Raw genomic sequence first — 22681 nt, forward strand, 5'->3', positions numbered from 1 at the left:
ACAGTGGCTTGCGCAATTACCTGCAAACCACTGAGGATGAACACGGATGAACATCTCCCGCAGCCTGTTTATGCTGCCCTTTATCGCCTGGCTACCGCTCATTGCCAGCGCGGCGACACCCCCAGCGACGCAAGACTTCGTACTGGACAACGGTCTCAAGGTTGTCGTGCGCGAGGACCACCGCACCCCCATCGTCACCGCCCAACTCTGGATCAAGGCCGGTTCAAGCTACGAACCGCCCGGCCAGTCCGGCCTGTCCCACGCCCTCGAACATATGGTCTACAAAGGCAGCAGCAAGGCCTGCGCCGGAGAGTTCGAGGCGATACTGGAGAAATTGGGCGCCAGCCAAAACGCATTTACCGGCACTGATTTCACGGTTTTTTACCAGACACTGCCTTCCGGCCGCACTGGCGTCGCGTTCGAAATACTGGCCGATCTGATGAGTACGGCCGAGCTGAATGCACAGGACTTCACACCGGAGCTCAAGGTCATTCAGGAGGAGCGTCGGATGCGCGTTGATGATGAAATCATCGCGCTGGCTCACGAACGACTGAACAGCATCGCCCACCCGGCCAGCGGCTACCGCACCCCGACGATTGGCTGGATGCACGATCTGCAACGCATGAACGCCGTGCAATTACAGCAGTGGTATCAGGCCTGGTATTCGCCGGACAATGCGACGCTGGTGGTCGTTGGCGATGTTGCACCTGAGCGGATCAAGGCCTTGGCACAGCAGCACTTCGGCCACCTTGAGCGGCGCGCAACACCCATGGCGCCAGCCCCCGTCGAACTGGCCTCTGCCGGTGAACGGTCACTGACCCTGCGCGCGCCGGTAGCGTCCCCACGCCTGATCATGAGTTTCAACGCGCCCAGTCTGACCACGGCACTGGATCGTCGGACCGCCCATGCCCTGCGCTTGCTCGATATGTTACTGGCCGGATCCAATAGCGCGCGGATCAAACAGCAACTGCAACTGAGCGAGGCGATATTCACTGAGGCCGACTCAGAGTACGACGCCTTCAATCGCGGCGATTCGTTGCTGACCATCAGCACCCAGCTCAACCCGGACAAGCTCAATGACGCTGACGAAGCCCTCGCCCGACTGTGGCAAGTGATCGAATCACTGAAGAGCAAGGCACCGGAACCGGCAGAACTGGAGCGTGCGAAAAACCTTGTGATCGCTAACTCGGTTTATGCGCAGGATGATCTGGAAGGACAGGCCAACACCTTGGGCCTGCTGGAAACCATCGGCCTGGACTGGCGGCTGGCCGATCAGGATACGGATGAGCTGAACAAGGTCACTCCCCTGGATATTCAACAAGTCGCAAAGACTTACCTGACGCGTGAGCGCCTGAGTACCGCGAAAATCCTGCCGGAGAAAAACAATGGATAAGCTCAAAGGCCTCATCAATGGATTGATCCTGGCCGGCATGCTGTTGAGCGCACAGGCCCCTGCCGTTGCAACCACGGCGCCCCAGAAACCAGTGCTGCAATCGCTCAACGAACCACAGTCTCCGACGATCCACCGCGCGCTGTCGATCAAGGGTTACAAAACGCTCAGTGGAACGAAGATCCTGTTCATCCGCACCCCTGGCCTGCCGATGTTCGATGCCCTGGTGAGTTTTGCCGCAGGCAGCGCCCAAACCCCGCATCAACCCGGCCTGGCAGCGGTGACCTTCAGCCTTTTGAATGAGGGTGTGGCTGGCAAGGACGTCAATGCCATACTGGCGACGTTCGATAATCTGGGTGCCAGGTTGGGTATGGGTATCAGCCAGGATCGGACCCTTTTTTCCCTGCGCAGCCTGAGCGACGAAGCCCGGCGCGCTCCAGCCCTGGAACTGTTTGCCCAATTACTCGGCAAGCCGCTGTTGCCGCAAGAGTCCCTGCCTACAGTGAAATCCCAATTGCAGTTCTTGCTGGACCGTGAAGATCAGTCTCATGCCGCTCAAGCCCGAGAAGCCAATCTCGGCCAGCTGTATCCCGACCACGGCTATGCTCAGTCCTTCTACGGAACCCGGGCCGGGCTTGCCTCCATCACCCGCACCCAGGTGCAAGACTTTTATCGCAAGGCTTATACCGCGGGCAATGCCCAGATCACACTGGTCGGCGACCTCACTGAGGAAGAAGCCCAACGCATCGGTGCGCAGATATCCGCGGCCTTGCCCCCGGGACCGGCCACTGCCGCGATCCAGCCAGTGACAAGTCCAGCCGCTCCAAGTCTGCTGCGCGTTGATCGACCATCGACCCAGGCTTACCTGCGCCTTGCTCAGCCAAGTGTCCTGCGAAACAGTCCGGACTACGTCGTGCTACAGATGGCCATGCGGATTTTCACCAACCGACTGACCAATGAATTGCGTGAACGCCGAGGCCTGACATACCACGTTGAAGCCGACCTTTCAGCCCTTCAGGCACAAGGATTGTTGACCATTGAATTGCAGACCCGACCAGAGCAGGCCGATGCCGTGCTGACCCATATCAAGACGATGTTCACCGACTTCCTCGCCCAAGGGCCGACCCAACAGGAACTCGAAGACATCCAACAGCAACTGACCGGTAGCGCGCCGTTGAACAGCGCTACCAATGCGCAGATTCTGAGACAGTTGTACGCCATCAGCGCTCACAATCTGCCACTGGACCTCGACTTTGCCACGCAAGCAGCCTTGAAGCTGAACCTTGTATCAATCAAAAACGCACTCAACCGGCATTACCACGCCGACCAATGGCGCGTTGTCATCCTGGGGCCGAAGACAGATCAACAACCGCTGCCGGCTCCAAGCGAAAGCACAACCAATTCCATGTGTCGCGCACCTGGCGAGATTGTGGCAAGTTAGACAGCCATGATGACGCGGTCGCAGCGCTGCCGCGCCGCGTCTTCGGGCAGACTCATGAACACTTCCACCGAGAATGACTGTGCAACCGCACCCCGCACCGGCCTCACCGCCGTCCTTTACCCCCGCCTTTGGCATCGGCAATCCGCACTTGCAAACCTTGTGGGGGCCTCTGTGGCGTAAAACCGTGCACATCGGCCGCGAACGCGAACGTCTTTGGCTTGAAGACGGCGATTTTCTCGATCTCGACTGGCACGGCCCGCACAGCGCCGATGCACCCTTGGTGCTCGTGTTGCACGGGCTCACCGGCTCCTCGAATTCGCCTTATGTCGCCGGCATGCAAAAAGCCTTGGGCGACCGAGGCTGGGCCAGCGTTGCGCTGAACTGGCGCGGCTGTTCGGGCGAACCCAACCTGTTGCCGCGCAGCTACCATTCCGGCGCCAGCGAAGACCTGGCCGAAACCATCAAACACTTGCGGGCCAAACGGCCTCTCGCTCCGCTGTATGCTGTCGGCTACTCATTGGGCGGCAATATCCTGCTCAAGCATTTGGGCGAAACCGGTAGCGACAGCGACTTGATGGGCGCCGTGGCGGTGTCGGTGCCGTTCCGCCTGGACCAGTGCGCCGACCGTATCGACCAGGGTTTCTCAAAGGTCTATCAGGCGCATTTCATGCGCGAGATGCTCGCCTACATCAAGAACAAACAGCGGCAGTTCCAGCATGACGGACACGAGGATGGCCTGGCCGCATTGGCCGCACTTGGCTCGCTGGAAAACATGCGCACGTTCTGGGATTTCGATGGCCGGGTTACCGCACCGCTGAACGGCTTTGTCGATGCCGAGGATTACTATCGCCGCGCATCGAGCCGCTACTTCCTCGGCGAAATTCGCACCCCGACCCTGATGATTCAGGCGGCCGACGACCCCTTCGTATTTCCCCACAGCCTGCCGCACGCCGATGAATTGTCCGCCTGTACGCAATTTGAACTGCAAGCCAAGGGCGGGCACGTCGGTTTCGTAGACGGCACGCTCAGGCAACCGGGTTACTACCTGGAACGGCGCATCCCCGAGTGGCTGGCCGCCGTGGCTCGCGAGTAAAGCCATGGTCAGCGATCAGGGCGAGTCGATTCATTTCTGGCAAACCGCGCCACTGGCCGGGGTCGAATTATTGTCCGCCCGCTACATCGATCATCGTTTCGCGCCCCATGTGCATGACGGCTATGTGATCGGCATGATCATGGCCGGCGCCCAGCGTTATCGTTATCGCGGTGCCGAACACTTGGCGGGCAGCGGCACGCTGGTGCTGATCAACCCCGATGAATTGCACACCGGTCATAAAGGTACCGAGGATGGCTGGCTTTACCGGGCGTTTTATCCGGACAGCGGACAGATAACCTCGCTGCTGGCCGAACTCGAATTGCCAACCCACCACTTGCCGGCCTTCGGTGCCACACTGTATCGCGATCAGGATCTGGTGAACGGTTTCTGCCAACTCCACCGCCTGCTGGAAAGCCCCGCCACGGCATTGCAGCAACAAACGGTCTGGCGCGAACTGGTGCTGTCGCTGTTGCAGCGTCATGCGGCGGTGCCCGATGCCGGCAAACCCGGCAAGGAACACCGGGCTGTGAGCCTGGCCAAGGAATTGCTGCAGGCGCAACTGGTAGCACCGCCCTCACTGGAGGCGCTGGCGGCGGCGGTCAATCTCTCGCCATTCCATTTCGCCCGAGTGTTCCGCCGCGCCACCGGCATGCCGCCGCACACCTGGCTGATGCAACAGCGCATCGCCCGGGCGCGGACGTTGCTGCAACGTGGTTGTTTACCGCTGGAGGTCGCAATGCAACTTGGGTTTGCCGACCAGAGCCATCTGAGCCGGCAGTTCAAGCAAGTGTATGGGGTTGGGCCGGGGGCGTATCGCACAGCCCGGCTTTAGACACAAAAAGATCGTCCGAAGGCTCGGGCCGCGTTCGGACGATCTTTTGATTTTTCTTTTGTCTCATTCGCCAGTGGCAATGCCCCGCGCAGGCTCGTTGATCCATTCGCTCCACGACCCGGCATACAACGAACCCAACGGATAACCGGCCAGGCACAACGCAAACAGGTTGTGGCACGCCGTCACGCCGGAGCCGCAGTACGCCACCAAATCGGTCGGCGAACGATCACCCAGTTTCGCAGCGAAACGCTGCCTGAGCTGATCGGCCGGCAGGAAGCGCCCGTCACTGCCCAGGTTGTCGGTAAACGCCGCACACTGGGCGCCGGGAATGTGCCCGGCCACCGGATCGATCGGCTCCACTTCACCCTTGAAACGCGGCAGTGCGCGGGCATCGAGCAGGGTCAGTTCCGGCCGGGCGAGGCGCTTTTGCAACTGCTCGGCACTGATCAGCAACGCCGTGTCAGGACTGCCGGTGAAGGAACCACGGGTGATCGCCGGCGTATCCAGGCTCAACGGCAACCCCGCCGCATGCCAGGCCTTGAGCCCGCCATCGAGGATGAATACGCCATCGCGCTTGCCCAGCCATGCCAGCAACCACCAGGCCCGCGCCGCATAGGCACCCGGACCGTCGTCATACAGAACCACTTCGCTGTCGGCGTTGATACCCCAGGCTTGCAGGCGCTCGATCAGTTGCGCCGGTTCGGGTAACGGATGACGTCCGGTCACACCCTTGACCACGGCGCCACTCAGATCACGCTCAAGGTCGGCATAGCTCGAACCGACAATGTGCCCTTCGGCATAGCTGCGCTGACCGTAATCCGGGTCTTCGAGGGCAAAACGACAATCCAGAATCACCAGCCCCGGCTGATCCTTTTTCAGGTCCAGTGCTTGCGGGGTGATCAGTTGCGCAATGGGCATAACAGGCTCCTGTGATTTTTATCGGACTTCGATCCTACGACACTTCCTCAAGCGCCTGGGCCAGGGGCACGTAAAACTCTTCGAACAAGGCGTTGACCGCATCGCGGGCCTCATCCGTGACGAACCCGGCCTCCAGCACCAGCACCTGATACACCCCGCGTTTAATGGCCTGCTCGCTGAGGTGGCTGGAATTCTCCCGCGTGGTGCACAGGAAGCGCACCCAGGACGTGAGGATGATCCAGGCATTGAGGGTCAGGGATTCGATCTGCACCTTGTCCATCTTCAGGATGCCGGCGGCGACAAAACCTTCGTAGATCGCCGAACCCTGGATCAGGCAGCGCTGGGAGAAGCGTCGATAGCGGTCGGCCAGGTCCGGATCGCTGTCGAGCAAATGTTCGAGATCGCGATGCAGAAACCGGTAACGCCACATCGCCGCCAGCAGCTCCTTGAGGTAGAAGCGTTTGTCTTCCACCGTGGCAGCACGGCCCTGGGGCGGGCGCAGGAAGCTGTCCACCAGGCTTTCGTACTCGCTGAACAGCACAGCGATGATCGCCTGCTTGTTAGGGAAGTGGTAGTACAGGTTGCCCGGGGAAATTTCCATGTGGGCAGCAATGTGGTTGGTACTGATGCTGCGCTCGCCCTGTTGATTGAACAGCTCCAGGCTGTTCTGCACGATGCGCTCGCTGGTTTTGATCCGTGGGGCCATGGCTTGAGCTTTAATTCAGAGTGCGTTGACGGGCATCTTAGATCTATCCGCGAGCGGATAAAACAAAGCTGTTTCAGGATGTCATTTGACTTTTTAGAGCATAGACTCTAAAAAATGCCTCATTACAATAAATCCGGAGCCGACCATGACTGCTGAAATTTCCTACCTGCAGAAACTACAGCAACCGCTGGAAGAGCTTCAGGCCCTGTTCGACGCCCAGCGTGCCGCCTACGCCGCCAACCCGATGCCACCCGCCGCGCAGCGCCAACAATGGCTCAAGGCGCTGAAGGATTTGTTGAACAAGGAACGCCAGGCCCTGATCGATGCGATCAGCCAGGACTTCAGCCATCGCAGCGCCGATGAAACCCTGCTCGCCGAACTGATGCCCAGCCTGCACGGCATCCATTACGCCAGCAAACACCTCAAAGGCTGGATGAAAGCGTCGCGGCGCAAGGTCGGTGCCGCCTTCCAGCCGGCTTCGGCCAAAGTCGTTTACCAACCGCTGGGCGTGGTCGGGGTCATCGTGCCGTGGAACTACCCGCTGTACCTGGCCATCGGCCCGCTGGTCGGCGCGCTGTCGGCGGGCAATCGGGTGATGCTCAAGCTCAGTGAGTCGACCCCCGCGACCGGCCTGCTGATGAAGCAACTGCTGGCGCGAATCTTCCCCGAAGACCTGGTTTGCGTGGTCCTGGGCGAGGCTGATATGGGCGTGGCGTTTTCACGCCTGCCGTTCGATCACCTGCTGTTCACCGGCGCCACCAGCATCGGCAAACACGTCATGCGCGCCGCCGCGGAAAACCTGACCCCGGTAACCCTGGAACTGGGCGGCAAGTCCCCGGCCATTGTTTCCCGTGACGTGCCGCTCAAGGACGCCGCCGAGCGCATCGCCTTCGGCAAAACCTTGAACGCCGGCCAGACCTGCGTGGCCCCTGACTACGTACTGGTGCCGGAGGATCGCGTCGGAGGTTTCGTCGAAGCCTATCGCACAGCCGTCCGCGGGTTTTATCCGACGCTGGCCGACAACCCGGACTACACCGCGATCATCAATGAGCGACAACTGGCGCGCCTAAACGGCTACGTCAGCGATGCCACCAGCAAGGGTGCGTTGCTGATGCCGCTGTTCGACCAGAGCCAGGGCCGACGCATGAGCCATAGCCTGCTGCTCAATGTCACCGACGAGATGACGGTGATGCAGGACGAAATCTTCGGGCCGCTGCTGCCGATCGTGCCGTACAAGGATCTGGACCAGGCATTTGCCTACATCAACCAGCGCCCTCGCCCACTGGCGCTGTATTACTTCGGCTACGACAAGCGCGAACAACAGCGCGTTCTGCACGAAACACATTCCGGTGGCGTGTGCCTGAACGACACGCTGCTGCACGTCGCCCAGGACGACATGCCGTTCGGCGGTATCGGTGCCTCGGGCATGGGTCATTATCATGGCCATGAAGGGTTCCTGACCTTCAGCAAGGCCAAGGGCGTGCTGATCAAGCAGCGCTTCAACGCGGCGAAACTGATTTACCCGCCGTATGGCAAATCGATCCAGAAGCTGATCCAGAAGCTGTTCATCCGCTAACGATCTCACCGTCGGGTAATAACAATAATGAACCCCAGCCTGTCCGATACACCCGCGCTGTCACGGCGCGGGCTACTTAAATTCAGCCTCGGCGCCACAGCATTCCTCGCCACCGCCGGGCTCGGAGCCAGCCTCAGCGGTTGCTCGTCGAGCGTCCCGGCCAATGGTTTCGTCACGTTACGCAGCGGCGACCTGCTGTTTTTGCGGGCGTTGATACCGGTCATGCTCGAAGGTGCCGTGACCGCCGAACGGATGCCCGAGGCTGTCGAGGGCACACTGAAAAGCCTGGATTACAACCTCGCTCACTTGTCACCGGAAATGCTCAAGCTGACCAGGCAACTGTTCGATGTACTGGGCATGGCCGTGACCCGCGGACCGCTGACCGGGATCTGGGGCAGCTGGGAAAACGCCAGCGCCGATGATACCCGGCAGTTTCTGGACCGCTGGGAAAACAGCTCGTTGAGCCTGCTGCGCATGGGCCACAGTTCCCTGCTGCAACTGGTGATGATGGCCTGGTACGGCCGCAAGGAATCGTGGGCGCATTGCGGGTATCCCGGGCCGCCAACAGTCTGAAATCGAGTCGCCCCTATCGCGAGCAGGCTCGCTCCCACACTTGACCGTGTACCCCGATAATAAAAAGAGAACCCGAAGATGCCCGTACCTGATCCGTTCCGCGAAGGCATGGCCCGAGGCTGGAAAACCTACAACGGCTCGCAACTGACCCAGGACCTGACACTCGAAGCGGACGTGGCGATCATCGGCAGCGGAGCCGGTGGCGGCACCACCGCCGAAATTCTCAGCGCGGCCGGCTACAAAGTGCTGCTGATCGAAGAAGGCCCACTCAAGACCAGCAGCGACTTCAAGTTGCTCGAAGACCAGGCCTACAGCAGCCTCTATCAGGAAGGCATCGGCCGCATGAGCAAAGACGGCGCGATCACCATCCTCCAGGGCCGGGCGGTGGGCGGCACCACGCTGATCAACTGGACCTCCAGTTTCCGCACTCCGGAGCCGACCCTGGAACACTGGGCCAAAGAGCACAACGTCAAGGGCCACAGCCCGGCGGAAATGGCGCCGTGGTTCGAAAAAATGGAGCAACGCCTCGGTGTCGCGCCGTGGATGGTGCCCCCCAACGCCAACAACGATGTAATCCGCAAGGGCTGCGAAGCACTGAATTACTCATGGCACGTCATCCCGCGCAACGTTCGCGGCTGCTGGAACCTCGGCTACTGCGGCATGGGCTGCCCGACCAACGCCAAGCAATCGATGATGGTCACCACCATTCCGGCGACCCTGGAAAAAGGCGGTGAACTGCTTTACCTGGCCCGCGCCGAAAAACTCACGATCAGCAGTGACAAGGTCACCGGCCTGCAATGTTCTGCGATGGATGAACACTGCGTCGCACCGACCGGGCGCACCATCACGGTCAAGGCGCGGCATTTCGTGCTGTCCGGTGGCGGCATCAACAGCCCGGCCTTGCTGATGCGCTCCGGGGCACCCGACCCGCACAAGCGCCTGGGGAAACGCACCTTCCTGCACCCGGTGAACATGTCCGCCGCGCTGTTCGACGAAGTGGTCAACCCGTTCTACGGCGCGCCGCAGTCGATTTACTCCGACCATTTCCAATGGCAGGACGGCACCACCGGCAAGATGTCCTTCAAACTGGAAGTCCCACCCCTGCACCCGGCGCTGGCCACGACGTTGCTCGGTGGTTTCGGCCAGGAAAACTCGCAGCACATGGCCAATCTGCCGCATACCCACGCCATGCTGGCGTTACTGCGGGACGGTTTTCACCCGGACAGCCCCGGTGGCAGCGTCGAATTGCGCAGCGATGACACACCGGTGCTGGATTATCAGCTCTCGCCTTACGCCTGGGATGGATTGCGCCGGGCGTTCCATACCATGGCCGAGATCCAGTTTGCCGGTGGCGCCAAGGCAATCATGCCGATGCACGCCGATGCCAGTTACGTGAAGACACTCGCCGAAGCCCGCACGCTGATCGATGGCCTGAGCCTGGAGTTGTATCGCACACGCCTGGGCAGTGCCCATGTGATGGGCGGTTGCGCCATGGGTGAAGACCCGACAAACGCGGTGACCGACAGCCTCGGCCGGCATCATCAACTGGGCAATCTGTCGATCCACGACGGCTCGCTGTTCCCCACCAGCATTGGCGCCAATCCGCAGCTGTCGGTCTATGGACTGACGGCGCAACTGGCGACATCCCTGGCCGAACGTTTAAAAAATCCATGAAAATGACGATAATTCCTATCGTCTATAGTGCTTTCTTATCCAACAGGCGACTTGGCCGACCGGGAAGGCTGCGATACCATCCGACTCCCCAACGGATTCCCGCCAGGACGACGCGATGAACCGAGTGTTGTACCCAGGTACCTTCGACCCTATTACCAAGGGCCATGGCGATCTGGTCGAACGCGCCTCGCGCCTGTTCGATCACGTGATCATTGCCGTTGCCGCGAGCCCGAAGAAAAACCCGCTGTTCCCTATGGAACAACGGGTAGAACTGGCGCGCGAGGTCACTAAACACCTGCCGAACGTTGAAGTCGTCGGCTTCTCGACGCTGCTCGCGCACTTCGCCAAAGAGCAGAACGCCAACGTGTTCCTGCGTGGTTTGCGCGCGGTGTCGGACTTCGAATACGAATTCCAGCTGGCCAACATGAACCGCCAACTGGCGCCGGATGTGGAAAGCCTGTTCCTGACCCCGTCCGAGCGTTATTCGTTCATTTCCTCGACGCTGGTCCGTGAAATCGCAGCCCTGGGCGGCGATATCACCAAGTTCGTCCACCCTGTGGTGGCGGACGCCCTGACCGAACGCTTCAAGAAGTAGGAGCTGCCGCAGGCTGCGATCTTTTGATCTTGCTTTTGACCGAGAGCAGGCTTGTCACTCAGCCTGCTCTTGATCACGTCCGCGTGCACTGCGCTCTCCAATGCGGCACAATTGTGCGCATTGGTTTATTGCGCCCGGGCTTGCCGCCCCGGCTGGAGTTAGCATGTCCCTGATCATCACCGACGATTGCATCAACTGCGACGTCTGCGAACCCGAGTGCCCGAACGCCGCGATTTCCCAAGGCGAAGAGATCTACGTGATCGACCCGAACCTGTGCACCCAGTGCGTCGGCCACTACGACGAACCGCAGTGCCAGCAGGTCTGCCCGGTGGATTGCATTCCACTGGACGAAGCTCATCCGGAGACTGAAGAACAGTTGATGGAGAAGTACCGCAAGATTACCGGTAAGGCTTAAGCCATTCGGCGACTGTCAGGCCGCCTTCGCTGGCAAGCCAGCTCCTACAGATGCTCGCGAAAACCTGTAGGAGCCGGCTTGCCGGCGAAGCTCTTCAGCTCTGACAACGCGGGCAAAATACGCTGGCGCGCTGCCCGAGCTTCACTTCCCGCAGACCCGTGCCACAGACCTTGCAGTGCTCACCGCCACGGCCGTACACGAACAGTTCCTGCTGGAAATAACCAGGCTGTCCATCACCACCGATAAAGTCCCGCAACGTGGTACCGCCACGCTCGATGGCGGCCGCCAGGATGCGCTTGATCTCGATGGCCAGCTTCAAGTAACGCGCACGGGAAATGCTCTTGGCTTCGCGGCGCGGATCGATCCCGGCGGCGAACAACGCTTCGGTCGCGTAGATATTGCCCACGCCCACCACCACCGCGTTATCCATGATGAACGGCTTGACCGCCATCGAACGTCCGCGGGACTGCTGGAACAATCGTTCGCCATCGAACAGATCGGTCAGCGGCTCCGGCCCCAGGCGAATCAGCAATTCGTGATTGAGCGGGTCGAGGCTCCAGAGCATCGCGCCGAAGCGCCGCGGGTCCGTGTAACGCAGGGCCAGGCCCGACTCCAGCTCGATGTCCACATGCTCATGCTTGGCCGCCGGCAGCCCGGCCTCCACCAGACGCAAATTGCCTGACATGCCCAAATGACTGATCAAGGTACCGACTTCGGCATTGATCAGCAGGTACTTGGCGCGCCGCTCCACCAATACGATGCGCTGGCCGGACAGGCGCACATCGAGGTCCTCGGGAATCGGCCAGCGCAGGCGCCGATCACGCACGATCACCCGGCTGACACGCTGGCCTTCCAGGTACGGCGCGATGCCGCGACGGGTGGTTTCGACTTCTGGCAATTCAGGCATGGTGCTCTCGGATCAGGCGCATGGCCTGGAAAGTTCCGACACTCAGCGATGAGTGCCAAGGTCGCGGATCGTCTGCTTGAGGGTCTCGAAGTCGTAGTCCGAGAGGCCGACATAATCGAGCACCAGCGGCGCGATGCTGTTCCACTCGTGATCTTCGGTCTGATTGCCCAGTACCCGATAAGAAGCACAAATATGCTCGGCCATTTTCAGTATCGCCAGCAGGCTCTTCAGCGAACTGTTGCGCGACGACTCATCGCTGAAGATCGCCAGGGCATTGTGGTGATTGGCGATCGCCGCGCTCACGTGCTCCGGCAGACGCCAGGACTTGGCCGTGTAATACCCGACCACAGAGTGATTGGTATTGAACACCTGGTTCTCCGTATCCACCACCCGGCATTCGGCACTGGCGCTGGCATAGGCCTGCTCAAGAACGCCCATGTAGTCGGGGAAACGCTGGAGCATCAAGGGTACGCCGCAGTCGTGGAACAAGCCCAGGGCATATGCTTCGTCGCCATTTTCAACGCCGATGCGCTTGGCCAGGGTCAGGCAGGTCATCGCCACGTCCTGAGCGGTGTCCCAGAAACGGTTCAGGGTGACAATGGTGTCGTCATTCATCTCGCCCTTGATCGACTGCGCGTTGATCAGGTTGATGACCGAGCGGCTGCCCAGCAGATTTACCGCGCGCTGGATCGAGGCAATCTTGTTGCTCAGGCCGTAATACGGCGAATTGACGATCTTCAGCAGGGAACCGGAAAGACCCGGGTCCTGGGAAATCAGCTTGGCAATAACTTCCAGATCCGGGTCGGGCATGTACTGCTCCATCTGCAAATCCACCATGATTTGCGGCTGGGCCGGTACGCTGATGCCCTGCAGGGCTTGCTGGATCTGTTCGGAAGTCAGCTCTTGGGACATTTGTGCACACTCTGGGTCAGGCGGTGATTCTAACCTTTATGAAGTTGGATCCGACATACCAAATCGCAAGACAACCCCCGCCACATGTCCACTTGCAGGCCAATCCGGGGTCTCAACACGCTATACTCCCGCTCTTTTTTCCGGAGCGACGACATGTCCCTGCCTAGCCTGCGCCTCAAAGCCAACGCCGACCGTCGTCTGCGCAACGGTCACTTGTGGGTCTACAGCAACGAAATCGATGTAGCCGCTACGCCTTTGCACGGTTTCAAGGCCGGCGACCAGGCGATCCTCGAAGCCGCTGGCGGCAAGCCGCTGGGCATCGTTGCCATGAGCCCGAACAACCTGATCTGTGCGCGTGTGCTGTCGCGCGACATCAAGTTGCCGCTGGACAAATCGCTGCTGGTACACCGCCTGAACGTGGCCCTGTCCTTGCGCGATCGCCTGTTCGACAAGCCGTTCTATCGCCTGGTCTACGGCGACTCCGACCTGCTGCCGGGCCTGGTGGTCGACCGTTTCGGCGACATCCTCGTAGTACAGATCGCTTCGGCCACCATGGAAGCCCATAAAGACGACGTGATCGCGGCGCTGACCCAAGTGCTCAAGCCAAGCGGCATCCTGTTCAAGAACGACTCTGCTGCCCGTGACGCCGAAGGCCTCACCCGCTACGTCGAAACCGTATTCGGCCTGGTGCCGGAGTGGGTTGCCCTCGAAGAGAACGGCGTGAAATTCGAAGCGCCAGTCATTCAAGGCCAGAAAACCGGCTGGTTCTACGACCACCGCATGAACCGCGCACGCCTGGCGCCGTATGCCAAAGGCAAACGCGTACTGGACCTGTACAGCTACATCGGCGGCTGGGGCGTGCAGGCTGCCGCGTTCGGCGCCAGTGAAGTGTTCTGCGTCGACGCCTCGGCTTTCGCCCTCGACGGTGTCGAGCGCAACGCCGCACTGAACGGCTTCGCCGAGAAAATGACCTGCATCGAAGGCGACGTGTTCGAAGCCCTCAAAGAGCTGAAAGCCAGCGAAGAACGCTTCGACGTGATCGTGGCCGACCCGCCGGCGTTCATCAAACGCAAGAAAGACATGAAGAACGGCGAAGGCGCCTACCGCCGCCTGAACGAGCAGGCCATGCGCCTGCTCACCAAGGACGGCATCCTGGTCAGCGCATCGTGCTCAATGCACCTGCCGGAAGACGACCTGCAGAACATCCTGCTGACCAGCGCCCGCCACCTGGACCGCAATATCCAGATACTGGAACGTGGTGGCCAGGGCCCGGATCACCCGGTGCATCCGGCTATTGCCGAGACGCGGTATATCAAGAGCATTACTTGCCGGTTGTTGCCGAATAGCTGATCGTAACCTGTTGCAGGAGCGAGTCAGATCGCTCCTACAACAGTTTCAGAATAGTCCTTCGCTACTCGCATTGACTTGCCCCCCACATCAAATCAATCCTCGCCCCCCCCTCACGGATCGAGAGCCACGTTTGATGACTCGTGCCATTCACGCCAAAGAAAAATCGTCGTTCATCCTGCTATTGATGGCGATGACGCTCCTCGCCGTTTTCCCTCTCGACGTGGTTCTGCCCTCGTTTCCCGCGCTTTCCGAGCATTTTCGTACCTCCCCCACCGATATCGCCTTGTCGGTCAGCCTCTTTGCCATCGGCCTGGCGTTTTCGCTGCTGTTGATCGGGCCGCTATCGGATATGTTCGGGCGCAAGAAGCTGTTGCTGGGAGGAATATCCCTGGCAGCAGTGGGTGCAACAGGCTGTCTGTTCGCCACTGATTTCGCCTGGTTTCTGGGTTTTCGTGTGATTCAGGCAGTGGGTTGCGGATCGTTTGCGTTGTCTCAGGCGCTGGTTCAGGATCTGTTCGCTGGCCGGGAGCTGGAGCGCCTGCGGATCTGGATGACCACCGCCGGCGGGATTTTCATCTCCAGTTCGCCGCTGATGGGCACCTGGCTGCAGTTGCATCTGGGCTGGCAGGGCAGTTTTTATGTATTCATCAGCCTGGCGATCATCGTCTGGTTGAGATCCTGGTTCCTGTTAAGGGAGAGCCGCAGCAGCGAGCGCGCGCCACGGCGATTTTTCGGCGCTTATTGGTTGCTCCTTTCAGATATCCGCTTTACCGGTTACTGGCTGATTTCCGCCCTCGCCTTCGCCTGCCATTTCTCGTTTCTCGTCATCTCACCAATCATCTTCATGGAGCACCTGAACCTTTCCGCCTACCAGTTCGCCTGGGCGTTGTTGTTATATGGTGCGGCCTATGTGGTCGGCGGGGTTGTTGCCAGCATCTTGCATCGCTATCTGGAAGGTGGCACGCAAATCATCATCGGCCTGGGTCTGATCGCCCTATCGGGGCTGGTGATGCTGTGGCTGGCCTGGCAGTTCGGCCTGTCGGCTGCCACTGTACTGATCCCCATGCTGATCTGTACCGCTGGCACCACCGTTTCCCGGCCCATCGCCAACTCCAGAGCGATGAGTCTTTACCCGCAACACGCCGGCACCTCGACCTCTGCCGGCAGTCTGATGATTTTCATGTGTGGCGGCCTGATTAGCGCCGTGATCAATCTGGCCAGCGAACACCTGACCACCGCGCTGGGCTTGTGCTTTTTGACCCTGAGCGCGGTAGGGCTGGGATTGAACGCTTTGATCAGTCGACGGGCGCTGTGCAGTGGGAAAATAACCACGACGGTGTAGGCCGCACGTCTCGTTAGGGCTGTCTGCACGCTCGCAACCATTCCCTCCAGCCGCCAGCCGTGTAGAATCGCGAACATTCATCGCCAGTCATCCCCGGCGGGTTTATGAGCTGAAGCTGAAGCGCGCGGCGATCCCGCAAAGTTATCGGCAACTTCCGGACACGCGGCCATTTCTGAGTGTTCCAGACGTCAATAGAAGCTCACTTCCCATTTGATACCTGATTAGCCGCCCGGAGTGCTTCATGCCTGATTACCGCTCGAAAACATCCACCCACGGCCGCAACATGGCCGGTGCCCGCGCACTGTGGCGCGCCACGGGGATGAAAGATGACGACTTCAAGAAGCCGATCATCGCCATTGCCAACTCCTTCACCCAGTTCGTACCGGGCCACGTGCACCTCAAAGACTTGGGCCAACTGGTCGCCCGCGAGATCGAACGCGCTGGCGGCGTGGCGAAGGAATTCAACACCATCGCTGTCGATGACGGCATCGCCATGGGCCACGACGGCATGCTCTATTCGCTGCCGAGCCGCGAGATCATCGCCGACTCCGTCGAGTACATGGTCAACGCCCACTGCGCCGATGCGATCGTGTGCATTTCCAACTGCGACAAGATCACCCCTGGCATGCTGATGGCGTCCCTGCGCCTGAACATTCCGGTGATCTTCGTCTCCGGCGGCCCGATGGAAGCCGGCAAGACCAAACTCGCTTCCCACGGCCTCGACCTGGTTGACGCCATGGTGATCGCCGCCGACTCCAGCGCTTCTGACGAGAAAGTCGCCGAGTACGAGCGCAGCGCCTGCCCGACCTGCGGTTCGTGCTCCGGCATGTTCACCGCCAACTCGATGAACTGCCTGGTCGAAGCACTGGGCCTGGCATTGCCGGGCAACGGTTCGACCCTGGCCACCCACAGCGACCGCGAACAGCTGTTCCTGCAGGCCGGCCGCACCATTGTCGAGCTGTGCAAGCGCTACTACGGCGAGAACGACGAGTCGGTATTGCCGCGCAACATCGCCAACTTCCAGGCGTTCGAAAACGCCATGACCCTGGACATCGCCATGGGCGGTTCCACCAACACCATCCTGCACTTGCTGGCCGCAGCCCAGGAAGCCGAGATCGATTTCGACCTGCGCGACATCGACCGTCTGTCCCGTCACGTACCGCAACTGTGCAAGGTCGCGCCGAACATCCAGAAGTACCACATGGAAGACGTGCACCGCGCCGGCGGCATCTTCAGCATCCTCGGTTCGCTGGCCCGTGGTGGTTTGCTGCACACCCAGCTGCCGACCGTGCACAGCCGCAGCATGGAAGAAGCCATCGCCAAGTGGGACATCACCCAGACCACCGACGAAGCCGTGCACCACTTCTTCAAGGCCGGTCCGGCGGGCATTCCAACGCAAACCGCATTCAGCCAGTCGACCCGTTGGGACACCCTGGACGACGACCGTGAAAACGGCTGCATCCGCAGTGTCGAGCACGCTTACTCGCAAGAAGGCGGCCTGGCCGTGCTCTACGGCAACATCGCCCTGGACGGCTGCGTGGTGAAAACCGCTGGCGTCGACGAGTCGATCCACGTGTTCGAAGGCAACGCCAAGATCTTCGAAAGCCAGGACAGCGCCGTACGCGGCATCCTCGCCGATGAAGTGAAGGAAGGCGACATCGTCATCATTCGCTACGAAGGCCCGAAAGGCGGCCCGGGCATGCAGGAAATGCTCTACCCGACTTCGTACCTGAAATCCAAAGGCCTGGGCAAAGCCTGCGCCCTGCTCACCGACGGCCGTTTCTCCGGCGGCACCTCGGGCCTGTCCATCGGCCACGCTTCGCCTGAAGCGGCTGCTGGCGGCGCGATCGGCCTGGTGCAGGACGGCGACAAAGTGCTGATCGACATTCCGAACCGCTCGATCAACCTGTTGGTCAGCGACGAAGAACTGGCTGCACGCCGGGTCGAACAAGACAAGAAAGGCTGGAAACCGGTGGAAGTGCGTCCACGCAAAGTGACCACCGCGTTGAAAGCCTACGCCCTGCTGGCGACCAGCGCCGACAAGGGTGCGGTGCGTAACAAGGCGATGCTTGACGGGCTGTAAGCGTTAACCGTCGAACATGAAAATGCCCCGCCCAGTGCGGGGCATTTTGTTTGCGTAACGCCTACTTAATGCCTCTAACTTCCCATCATATCCCCGAAGGTATATTCAGAACCGAGTCAAAAGCAAAGTTCGTCACTCGTTTGAGCTAGGCATCCGCAAAACTTGTCCCAGATAGAGCAGCGCCAATAGTGCAGGACCAAACATTGCCGCGTTAAACCAAATCTTGCTGCTGGGTTGGGATAGTGAGGCTAGTAGCAGAGGTGATATAACTATCAGCCCCATTATTAACATTACCGATATAACGCGCCTGCGGCATGACCCAGTATTTTTTGGCCTATTTAGCGCCGCAAGACCAAGCCCAGCGGTCCCCGACCATGCGAGTGCGCCGATTAATATGCCAAAGACTTCACCAAACATCATAAAGATCGAGCTTAGCAGGGCCAATCCAAAAGCAGGCAGGACACCTCCGACTAGATACATAACTGACCAAAGAATGCGTACCACCATGCCTATTTACTCCATTAAAACAATTCTTACGCTGCTTAAACTCTCGGTCTGATGAGGACCTTACTAATATCTTCGACTTATGAAGTCAGGGATTTACCCACGGCTTGGCAACTTGTAGCTTGATGAGATAGCGTTCTTCTGTGGGACGCTTATCGTCTCTGAAGCGATTGACCACCAGCATCACTTGATACTGATTCCCCGCTTGCCAAGTAGAGGTCCCACCTTTGTTCACGTCTCGCAATCGAGCTCGCCATTCGGGAGTGTCCGCAAATGGTGGATCGTCGTTGACCCGAATGGGTATCCAGCCACCGTGGCGCCACTGCTTCTGCAGGTTAAGAACTATTTCAAGCGTCTCATCGAGTAACAGCGGCTCGATTTGCGGGGACATGCGGACACTTCTGACTAACCCATCACGATCGAAACTAACCGTGAAAAAACGAGCTAATGGGGTCACGAATCCGAATTGATCGTCAATAAAACGTAGGCGCGCGTCAGACTTGGGTGTACTGAACCAGGAGTACCCAGGAAAAGCCGGATCGATGGCCGCGCTGGAGCGCATGCGCATGGCTTCCCAAGGTTCGCCGATCACTAGCGCAATTTCCGAGTCATCCGATAGCGCTCGCATCACCGCCATTGCCAGCAGAGCCGCGACTGCAATGGTCAAAACCTTTCGTCGCCACTTCATGCGCCGCAGCAGACTCATCGCACCCCCCGTCCTGCGGCAATGTCCCGAATCGCCTGTTCGATCAGATGACGATCAGAGCGTCGTAGTAACTCATCAAATTGCGTCGCTGCCTTGAGTACGAAGGGCATGCGCTGATGGATATCGGCCAGGTTGGCAAAGCGATCATTGCTGAAGCCCACGGTGCGCCCGTCTTCGCTGGGATGGCACTGGCTGGCCAGAGTCAGCTCGACCGCTGCCGCAGCACCGGAGGGGAGATTCGTGACAAAGGAGAATTGGTTGCCTAGTAGCAAACTTACGAATTGCACGTTGCTGTACATCGCTGGCTGCAGGATGTTCTTCTGCTCATGTTCGGCAAGAAACACAACACTTTCGGTAATGTTGCCAGCCTCAATGGCCGCGAAGGCTTGCACTATTTCCTCATGGTAAGTGCCAAACTCCAATATTTCCTGTTCAATCGGCCACAGCACAGGTTGTTGTACATTCCCAAATATGTCTTTTCGTGAAGGGAGGCATGTCTTGAGCGACCACAAGCCCCGCTCCTTGTAAAAAGCATGCAGCGGAAATACATCCAGAAACAGCGTGGTATTGCCCAGCGCCAACATGTCGTGCACGTACTGGAGTTGCTTCTGCACGTACGACAATGATTCGCTGTCGTTACGCAGGTCAACGCCCGGTATCGGGTTATTGCTTCGGGTTAGCTCGTAGTCGCGCTGCGACTGTTTGTCAGTCTTGCCGAACAATTCAATCCCAAAGAATTTCCAGCGACGCTGGGCGCTGTCGACCATACGCTTTCCTGCCTCGTATTCATTCTGAATTCTCTCGACTGATTCAACCGCATGCAGCAAACCACAACCCACCTGCTTGGAGGCGAACGCCGCTAGGCCCGCCCATTGAAAACGCTGATCCTCCAGCCATAATCGGGCGTACGCCGCATTGATCTCGCGATTGCGCGCCCTTGGGTCGGCGATCAGGATGCCGCCCGGCGCCACGATGGCTTCGGCTCTTTGCTGATAGCTGCGCCAAAGGTTCTGGCAGACCTGTCCCGACTGCTCGTTGTAGCTCGTTACAGGACGACTTGGCGGCGGGGTGAAGCTGGAGGGGCGTGGCTCGGCTGTCGGTTGTCGTGCTTCGGCCGGCGTAGCGGGTTGCGCGGTGGCTCGGGCAGACGGCGCAACATTGCCGGTTTCCATCCGCTGGCTCCTGAAAGTCTGGTTGGCAATCAGCTTGGGCGGCGGGTCGCACTTGCACTTGCACAGGTCGTCGTGCAGGGCGGGCTTGCGTCCTTCCCACTCCTCCGACAGACGTGGACCGACGCAGATAATGGTCCCGGTGCTGTCGCATTCCGGGCATTTGACTTCATCGCCTTCGCGGGCCATGGCCTGGCCATTGATACTGCCGCGATGCCAGCCGCTGACGACGGTTCCCTTGACGGTGGTTTTGGCCCCGACGGTGATGTAGTAGCGCCTCATGCGAAATATGTCCTTGTCAGATCGAAAGGACGCACGCTAGAAGAGGCGAAGTGGAGGATAAATCAGACGTTTCCTTGATTGATGTAAGTCAATTCTGAAATGAGACTGGATATGGACATCGGTGTACTCGCGATAACCGTCGAATATGAAAATGCCCCGCCAAGTGCGGGGCATTTTTTGTCCGCGCTATTCCTGCGGGTCGAGGTTATCCAACGCCTGATTCACCGCCAGCTCGCCCAACATGATCACCTGCGCAATCCCCAGCATCGTGCTGCGTTGCGAGCCTTCCAGCAGGCCGGCGAAATCGCTGGCCATCACATTGGCCGAGGCGAGGGATTCGCAGGCGTGGGCCAACAGGGTTTCGGTGTCGAGGCCGGGCGCGATCAAGAATGTTCGGCTGGGTTTGCGCGGGGTGGTGTTGATGTGGGCGGAGAGGTTGTCGGTATTTGGGGGGTCGGGGGTAATTTTGAGCATTGATGGAACTCCGGGTGAGAAAAAAGGAGCCATCACCCTCGCTACCAAACGATGGGTGGCGGCCACACGCAGGTTGGTAGACCGGTCACCAGGAACCCGGCGCGTCCGAAGATGCCCTGCGCATGGCCACCATATGAGCAGAGACAGAAACGAACCCTGCAAAGGGTGGCGCAATGCGCCGAGGTGAACACGGGCTACCAAACCCGATCACTGATGTTCAGTGACGCGGAAACGATAGAAGCCGCCCCCCAGGCGCACAAGCCGGCGGATTCTGGCGTAGTCGTAGTCCCTTACGCAAGAATGCGTAGGTTGCGACTGTCAGGAGATGTCGTTCTGGCAGGGTCTTTGATTGCACCGACCAGCCTCATCGCGAGCAGGCTTGCTCCCACAGAATGAAATGCATGACGTCGGGCATTTGCGCCGATCTCCTGTAGGAGCTGCCGAAGGCTGCGATCTTTTGATTTTGAAGATCAAAAGATCGCAGCCTTCGGCAGCTCCTACAGTGAATATCGCCTGTGTTACTGGATGTCTTCAGGCTTGACGATCACCCAGTTCTTGTCCGCAGTCACCGTCAACCCTTCCTTGGCCTGGGCCGCGGCGTTCTTGGCCATCATGCCGTTGATCTGGGTCATGTACTTGTCCTTGCGGTTGACCCACAGGTGGATGCCGCCCTTGGCCACGTCAACGCTGTGGAACAGCATGTAACCGTCGCTGCTCGGGGTATCGCCGCCAACCAGCACCGGTTTTTTCCACTCGTCGATGTAGGTCAGGATTGCCGCCTGCTTGCCGGCCATCCAGGTTGCCGGGGTCCACAGGTACGGGGTCAGTTCCAGGCCGAGGTTGGCCTTCTCGTCATATTTGCCGGCGGTGACCTGCTTGCGCGCGGTGGTCAGCTCGCCAGTCTTCGGGTCCTTGAGCAGCAGCGATACGCCGATCACGTTCTGCGGTTTGACGTTGTAGCCGTACTTGGGATCGGCCGCGACCATGCGCACCAGTTCTTCGGAGGCGGCGGTCATCACATAGACCTCGATGCCGTTCTCCATCAGTTTGTTGTACAGCTCTTGCTGGCCGGTGAAGATTTTCGGCGGGTTTACGTCGAGTTTCTTGACCACGTCGCCTTCGTAATACGTGGCCGGCACCGATTTGCCGGACGCCATCATCTCGTCGACATAGCCCTTGAGTTCCTTGAGCGTAAAGCCGGAGAACACCTGGGCGACCCATGGATAGCAGACCATATCGTCGACTTCGCAGAGGCGGTAGTAGTAGCTGAACAGGCTTTCCTTGTGGTCGGCGGTGTCCTTGAACGGCATCAGTTTCAGGGAGGGATCGAGCTTGTCGCGGGTGATCAGGCCCTTGTTCTCCATGAATGGCAGCAACGACTCTTCGAGGTCGTAGCGGTAACTGGTGTTGTCCATGTCGAACACCGCGTAGTTACCCTTGTTGGCGTTGGCGGCGATCATGGCATCCAGCGCCTTGGCCTGATCGGCGGGCCAGTGCTTCAGATCCGTTGCAAGCACCTGGCCGGCGAGGCCCAGGCAAAGTGCTGCTGCCAGCAATTTCGGTGCGAACTTCATTGGCATGCTTCCCTTATAAAAAGACCCTGAATGAAAGAGATCGACGCTAACAAATAAGTGTGACAGTCCTCGTCTGTCAGCGACCGCCTTCGTCCCTTTCGCGCCAGTTGCATTTCTGACAGCGACATCCGCTTATTCCAAAAACGACGGAAACCATGCGTTTTT

20 protein-coding genes are annotated in these 22681 nt (G+C 59.4%); 12 read left to right on the forward strand and 8 right to left on the reverse strand.

Annotated elements, in window-relative coordinates; all coding sequences use genetic code 11:
• Nucleotides 1-46: 46 nt before the first annotated feature.
• The 4 genes from AC1D19_RS08525 to AC1D19_RS08540 all read left to right on the forward strand — a co-directional run bounded on the left by AC1D19_RS08525 (nt 47) and on the right by AC1D19_RS08540 (nt 4756).
• A complete protein-coding gene (locus tag AC1D19_RS08525) occupies nt 47-1393 on the forward strand; it encodes a M16 family metallopeptidase (protein ID WP_477762940.1) in 1347 nt (448 codons plus the stop codon).
• The gene (locus AC1D19_RS08530; protein ID WP_477762941.1) at nt 1386-2831 is read left to right on the forward strand and encodes a M16 family metallopeptidase; all 1446 of its coding nucleotides are present in this window, start codon (nt 1386-1388) and stop codon (nt 2829-2831) included. The genes AC1D19_RS08525 and AC1D19_RS08530 overlap by 8 nt, the downstream gene beginning before the upstream one ends.
• Nucleotides 2832-2904: 73 nt before the next feature.
• Nucleotides 2905-3924 carry a hydrolase gene (locus AC1D19_RS08535; protein WP_477762942.1) on the forward strand — a complete coding sequence of 340 codons (1020 nt, stop codon included), beginning with the start codon at nt 2905-2907 and terminating at the stop codon, nt 3922-3924.
• Nucleotides 3925-3928: 4 nt separating this feature from the next.
• Entirely contained in the window at nt 3929-4756 is an 828-nt protein-coding gene (locus AC1D19_RS08540; protein ID WP_477762943.1) for an AraC family transcriptional regulator, read from the forward strand.
• Nucleotides 4757-4819: 63 nt separating this feature from the next.
• On the opposite strand, the gene AC1D19_RS08545 is transcribed toward AC1D19_RS08540, so the two are convergent.
• The gene (locus tag AC1D19_RS08545; protein WP_477762944.1) at nt 4820-5674 is read right to left on the reverse strand and encodes a sulfurtransferase; all 855 of its coding nucleotides are present in this window, start codon (nt 5672-5674) and stop codon (nt 4820-4822) included.
• Nucleotides 5675-5708: 34 nt separating this feature from the next.
• On the reverse strand, nt 5709-6380 hold the full coding sequence (locus tag AC1D19_RS08550) for a TetR/AcrR family transcriptional regulator (RefSeq protein ID WP_223546881.1): 672 nt from the start codon (nt 6378-6380) through the stop codon (nt 5709-5711).
• A gap of 145 nt (nt 6381-6525) precedes the next feature.
• Here AC1D19_RS08550 and AC1D19_RS08555 point away from each other — a divergent pair, with 145 nt between their 5' ends.
• The 5 genes from AC1D19_RS08555 (at nt 6526) to AC1D19_RS08575 (ending at nt 11213) form a co-directional block, all read left to right on the forward strand.
• The gene (locus AC1D19_RS08555) at nt 6526-7956 is read left to right on the forward strand and encodes a coniferyl aldehyde dehydrogenase (RefSeq protein ID WP_477762945.1); all 1431 of its coding nucleotides are present in this window, start codon (nt 6526-6528) and stop codon (nt 7954-7956) included.
• Between the two features lie 27 nt (nt 7957-7983).
• Complete coding sequence (locus tag AC1D19_RS08560) at nt 7984-8529, forward strand: twin-arginine translocation pathway signal protein (protein WP_477762946.1); 546 nt, start codon at nt 7984-7986, stop codon at nt 8527-8529.
• Nucleotides 8530-8607: 78 nt separating this feature from the next.
• Complete coding sequence (locus tag AC1D19_RS08565; protein WP_477762947.1) at nt 8608-10203, forward strand: GMC family oxidoreductase; 1596 nt, start codon at nt 8608-8610, stop codon at nt 10201-10203.
• 115 nt (nt 10204-10318) lie between these two features.
• Nucleotides 10319-10798 (forward strand): pantetheine-phosphate adenylyltransferase, encoded by a 480-nt coding sequence (coaD, locus tag AC1D19_RS08570; protein ID WP_223455913.1) that lies wholly within the window; start codon nt 10319-10321, stop codon nt 10796-10798.
• A 163-nt stretch (nt 10799-10961) separates the two neighbouring features.
• On the forward strand, nt 10962-11213 hold the full coding sequence (locus tag AC1D19_RS08575) for a YfhL family 4Fe-4S dicluster ferredoxin (RefSeq protein ID WP_003195146.1): 252 nt from the start codon (nt 10962-10964) through the stop codon (nt 11211-11213).
• 94 nt (nt 11214-11307) lie between these two features.
• Here the strand turns inward: AC1D19_RS08575 and mutM are convergent, their stop codons facing one another.
• Both mutM and AC1D19_RS08585 read right to left on the reverse strand, forming a co-directional pair.
• On the reverse strand, nt 11308-12120 hold the full coding sequence (gene mutM / locus AC1D19_RS08580; protein ID WP_015097228.1) for a bifunctional DNA-formamidopyrimidine glycosylase/DNA-(apurinic or apyrimidinic site) lyase: 813 nt from the start codon (nt 12118-12120) through the stop codon (nt 11308-11310).
• A 42-nt stretch (nt 12121-12162) separates the two neighbouring features.
• On the reverse strand, nt 12163-13032 hold the full coding sequence (locus AC1D19_RS08585) for an HDOD domain-containing protein (RefSeq protein ID WP_477762948.1): 870 nt from the start codon (nt 13030-13032) through the stop codon (nt 12163-12165).
• A gap of 153 nt (nt 13033-13185) precedes the next feature.
• Between AC1D19_RS08585 and AC1D19_RS08590 the strand changes: the two genes are divergently transcribed.
• The 3 genes from AC1D19_RS08590 to ilvD all read left to right on the forward strand — a co-directional run bounded on the left by AC1D19_RS08590 (nt 13186) and on the right by ilvD (nt 17807).
• The gene (locus AC1D19_RS08590; protein WP_046039197.1) at nt 13186-14382 is read left to right on the forward strand and encodes a class I SAM-dependent rRNA methyltransferase; all 1197 of its coding nucleotides are present in this window, start codon (nt 13186-13188) and stop codon (nt 14380-14382) included.
• Between the two features lie 133 nt (nt 14383-14515).
• On the forward strand, nt 14516-15724 hold the full coding sequence (locus tag AC1D19_RS08595; protein WP_477762949.1) for an MFS transporter: 1209 nt from the start codon (nt 14516-14518) through the stop codon (nt 15722-15724).
• A 241-nt stretch (nt 15725-15965) separates the two neighbouring features.
• Nucleotides 15966-17807 carry a dihydroxy-acid dehydratase gene (ilvD, locus tag AC1D19_RS08600; protein WP_046818369.1) on the forward strand — a complete coding sequence of 614 codons (1842 nt, stop codon included), beginning with the start codon at nt 15966-15968 and terminating at the stop codon, nt 17805-17807.
• Between the two features lie 592 nt (nt 17808-18399).
• On the opposite strand, the gene AC1D19_RS08605 is transcribed toward ilvD, so the two are convergent.
• The 4 genes from AC1D19_RS08605 to AC1D19_RS08620 form a co-directional block, all read right to left on the reverse strand.
• Nucleotides 18400-19017 carry a hypothetical protein gene (locus tag AC1D19_RS08605; RefSeq protein WP_477762950.1) on the reverse strand — a complete coding sequence of 206 codons (618 nt, stop codon included), beginning with the start codon at nt 19015-19017 and terminating at the stop codon, nt 18400-18402.
• Complete coding sequence (locus tag AC1D19_RS08610; RefSeq protein ID WP_477762951.1) at nt 19014-20468, reverse strand: PAAR domain-containing protein; 1455 nt, start codon at nt 20466-20468, stop codon at nt 19014-19016. The genes AC1D19_RS08605 and AC1D19_RS08610 overlap by 4 nt, the downstream gene beginning before the upstream one ends.
• A gap of 186 nt (nt 20469-20654) precedes the next feature.
• Nucleotides 20655-20942, reverse strand: a complete 288-nt coding sequence (locus tag AC1D19_RS08615) for a DUF6124 family protein (RefSeq protein WP_477762952.1) — start codon at nt 20940-20942, stop codon at nt 20655-20657.
• 518 nt (nt 20943-21460) lie between these two features.
• On the reverse strand, nt 21461-22516 hold the full coding sequence (locus tag AC1D19_RS08620; RefSeq protein WP_477762953.1) for a haloacid dehalogenase-like hydrolase: 1056 nt from the start codon (nt 22514-22516) through the stop codon (nt 21461-21463).
• Between the last annotated feature and the right edge of the window lie 165 nt (nt 22517-22681).

The sequence above is a fragment of the Pseudomonas sp. P1_C12 genome, from assembly GCF_056406435.1.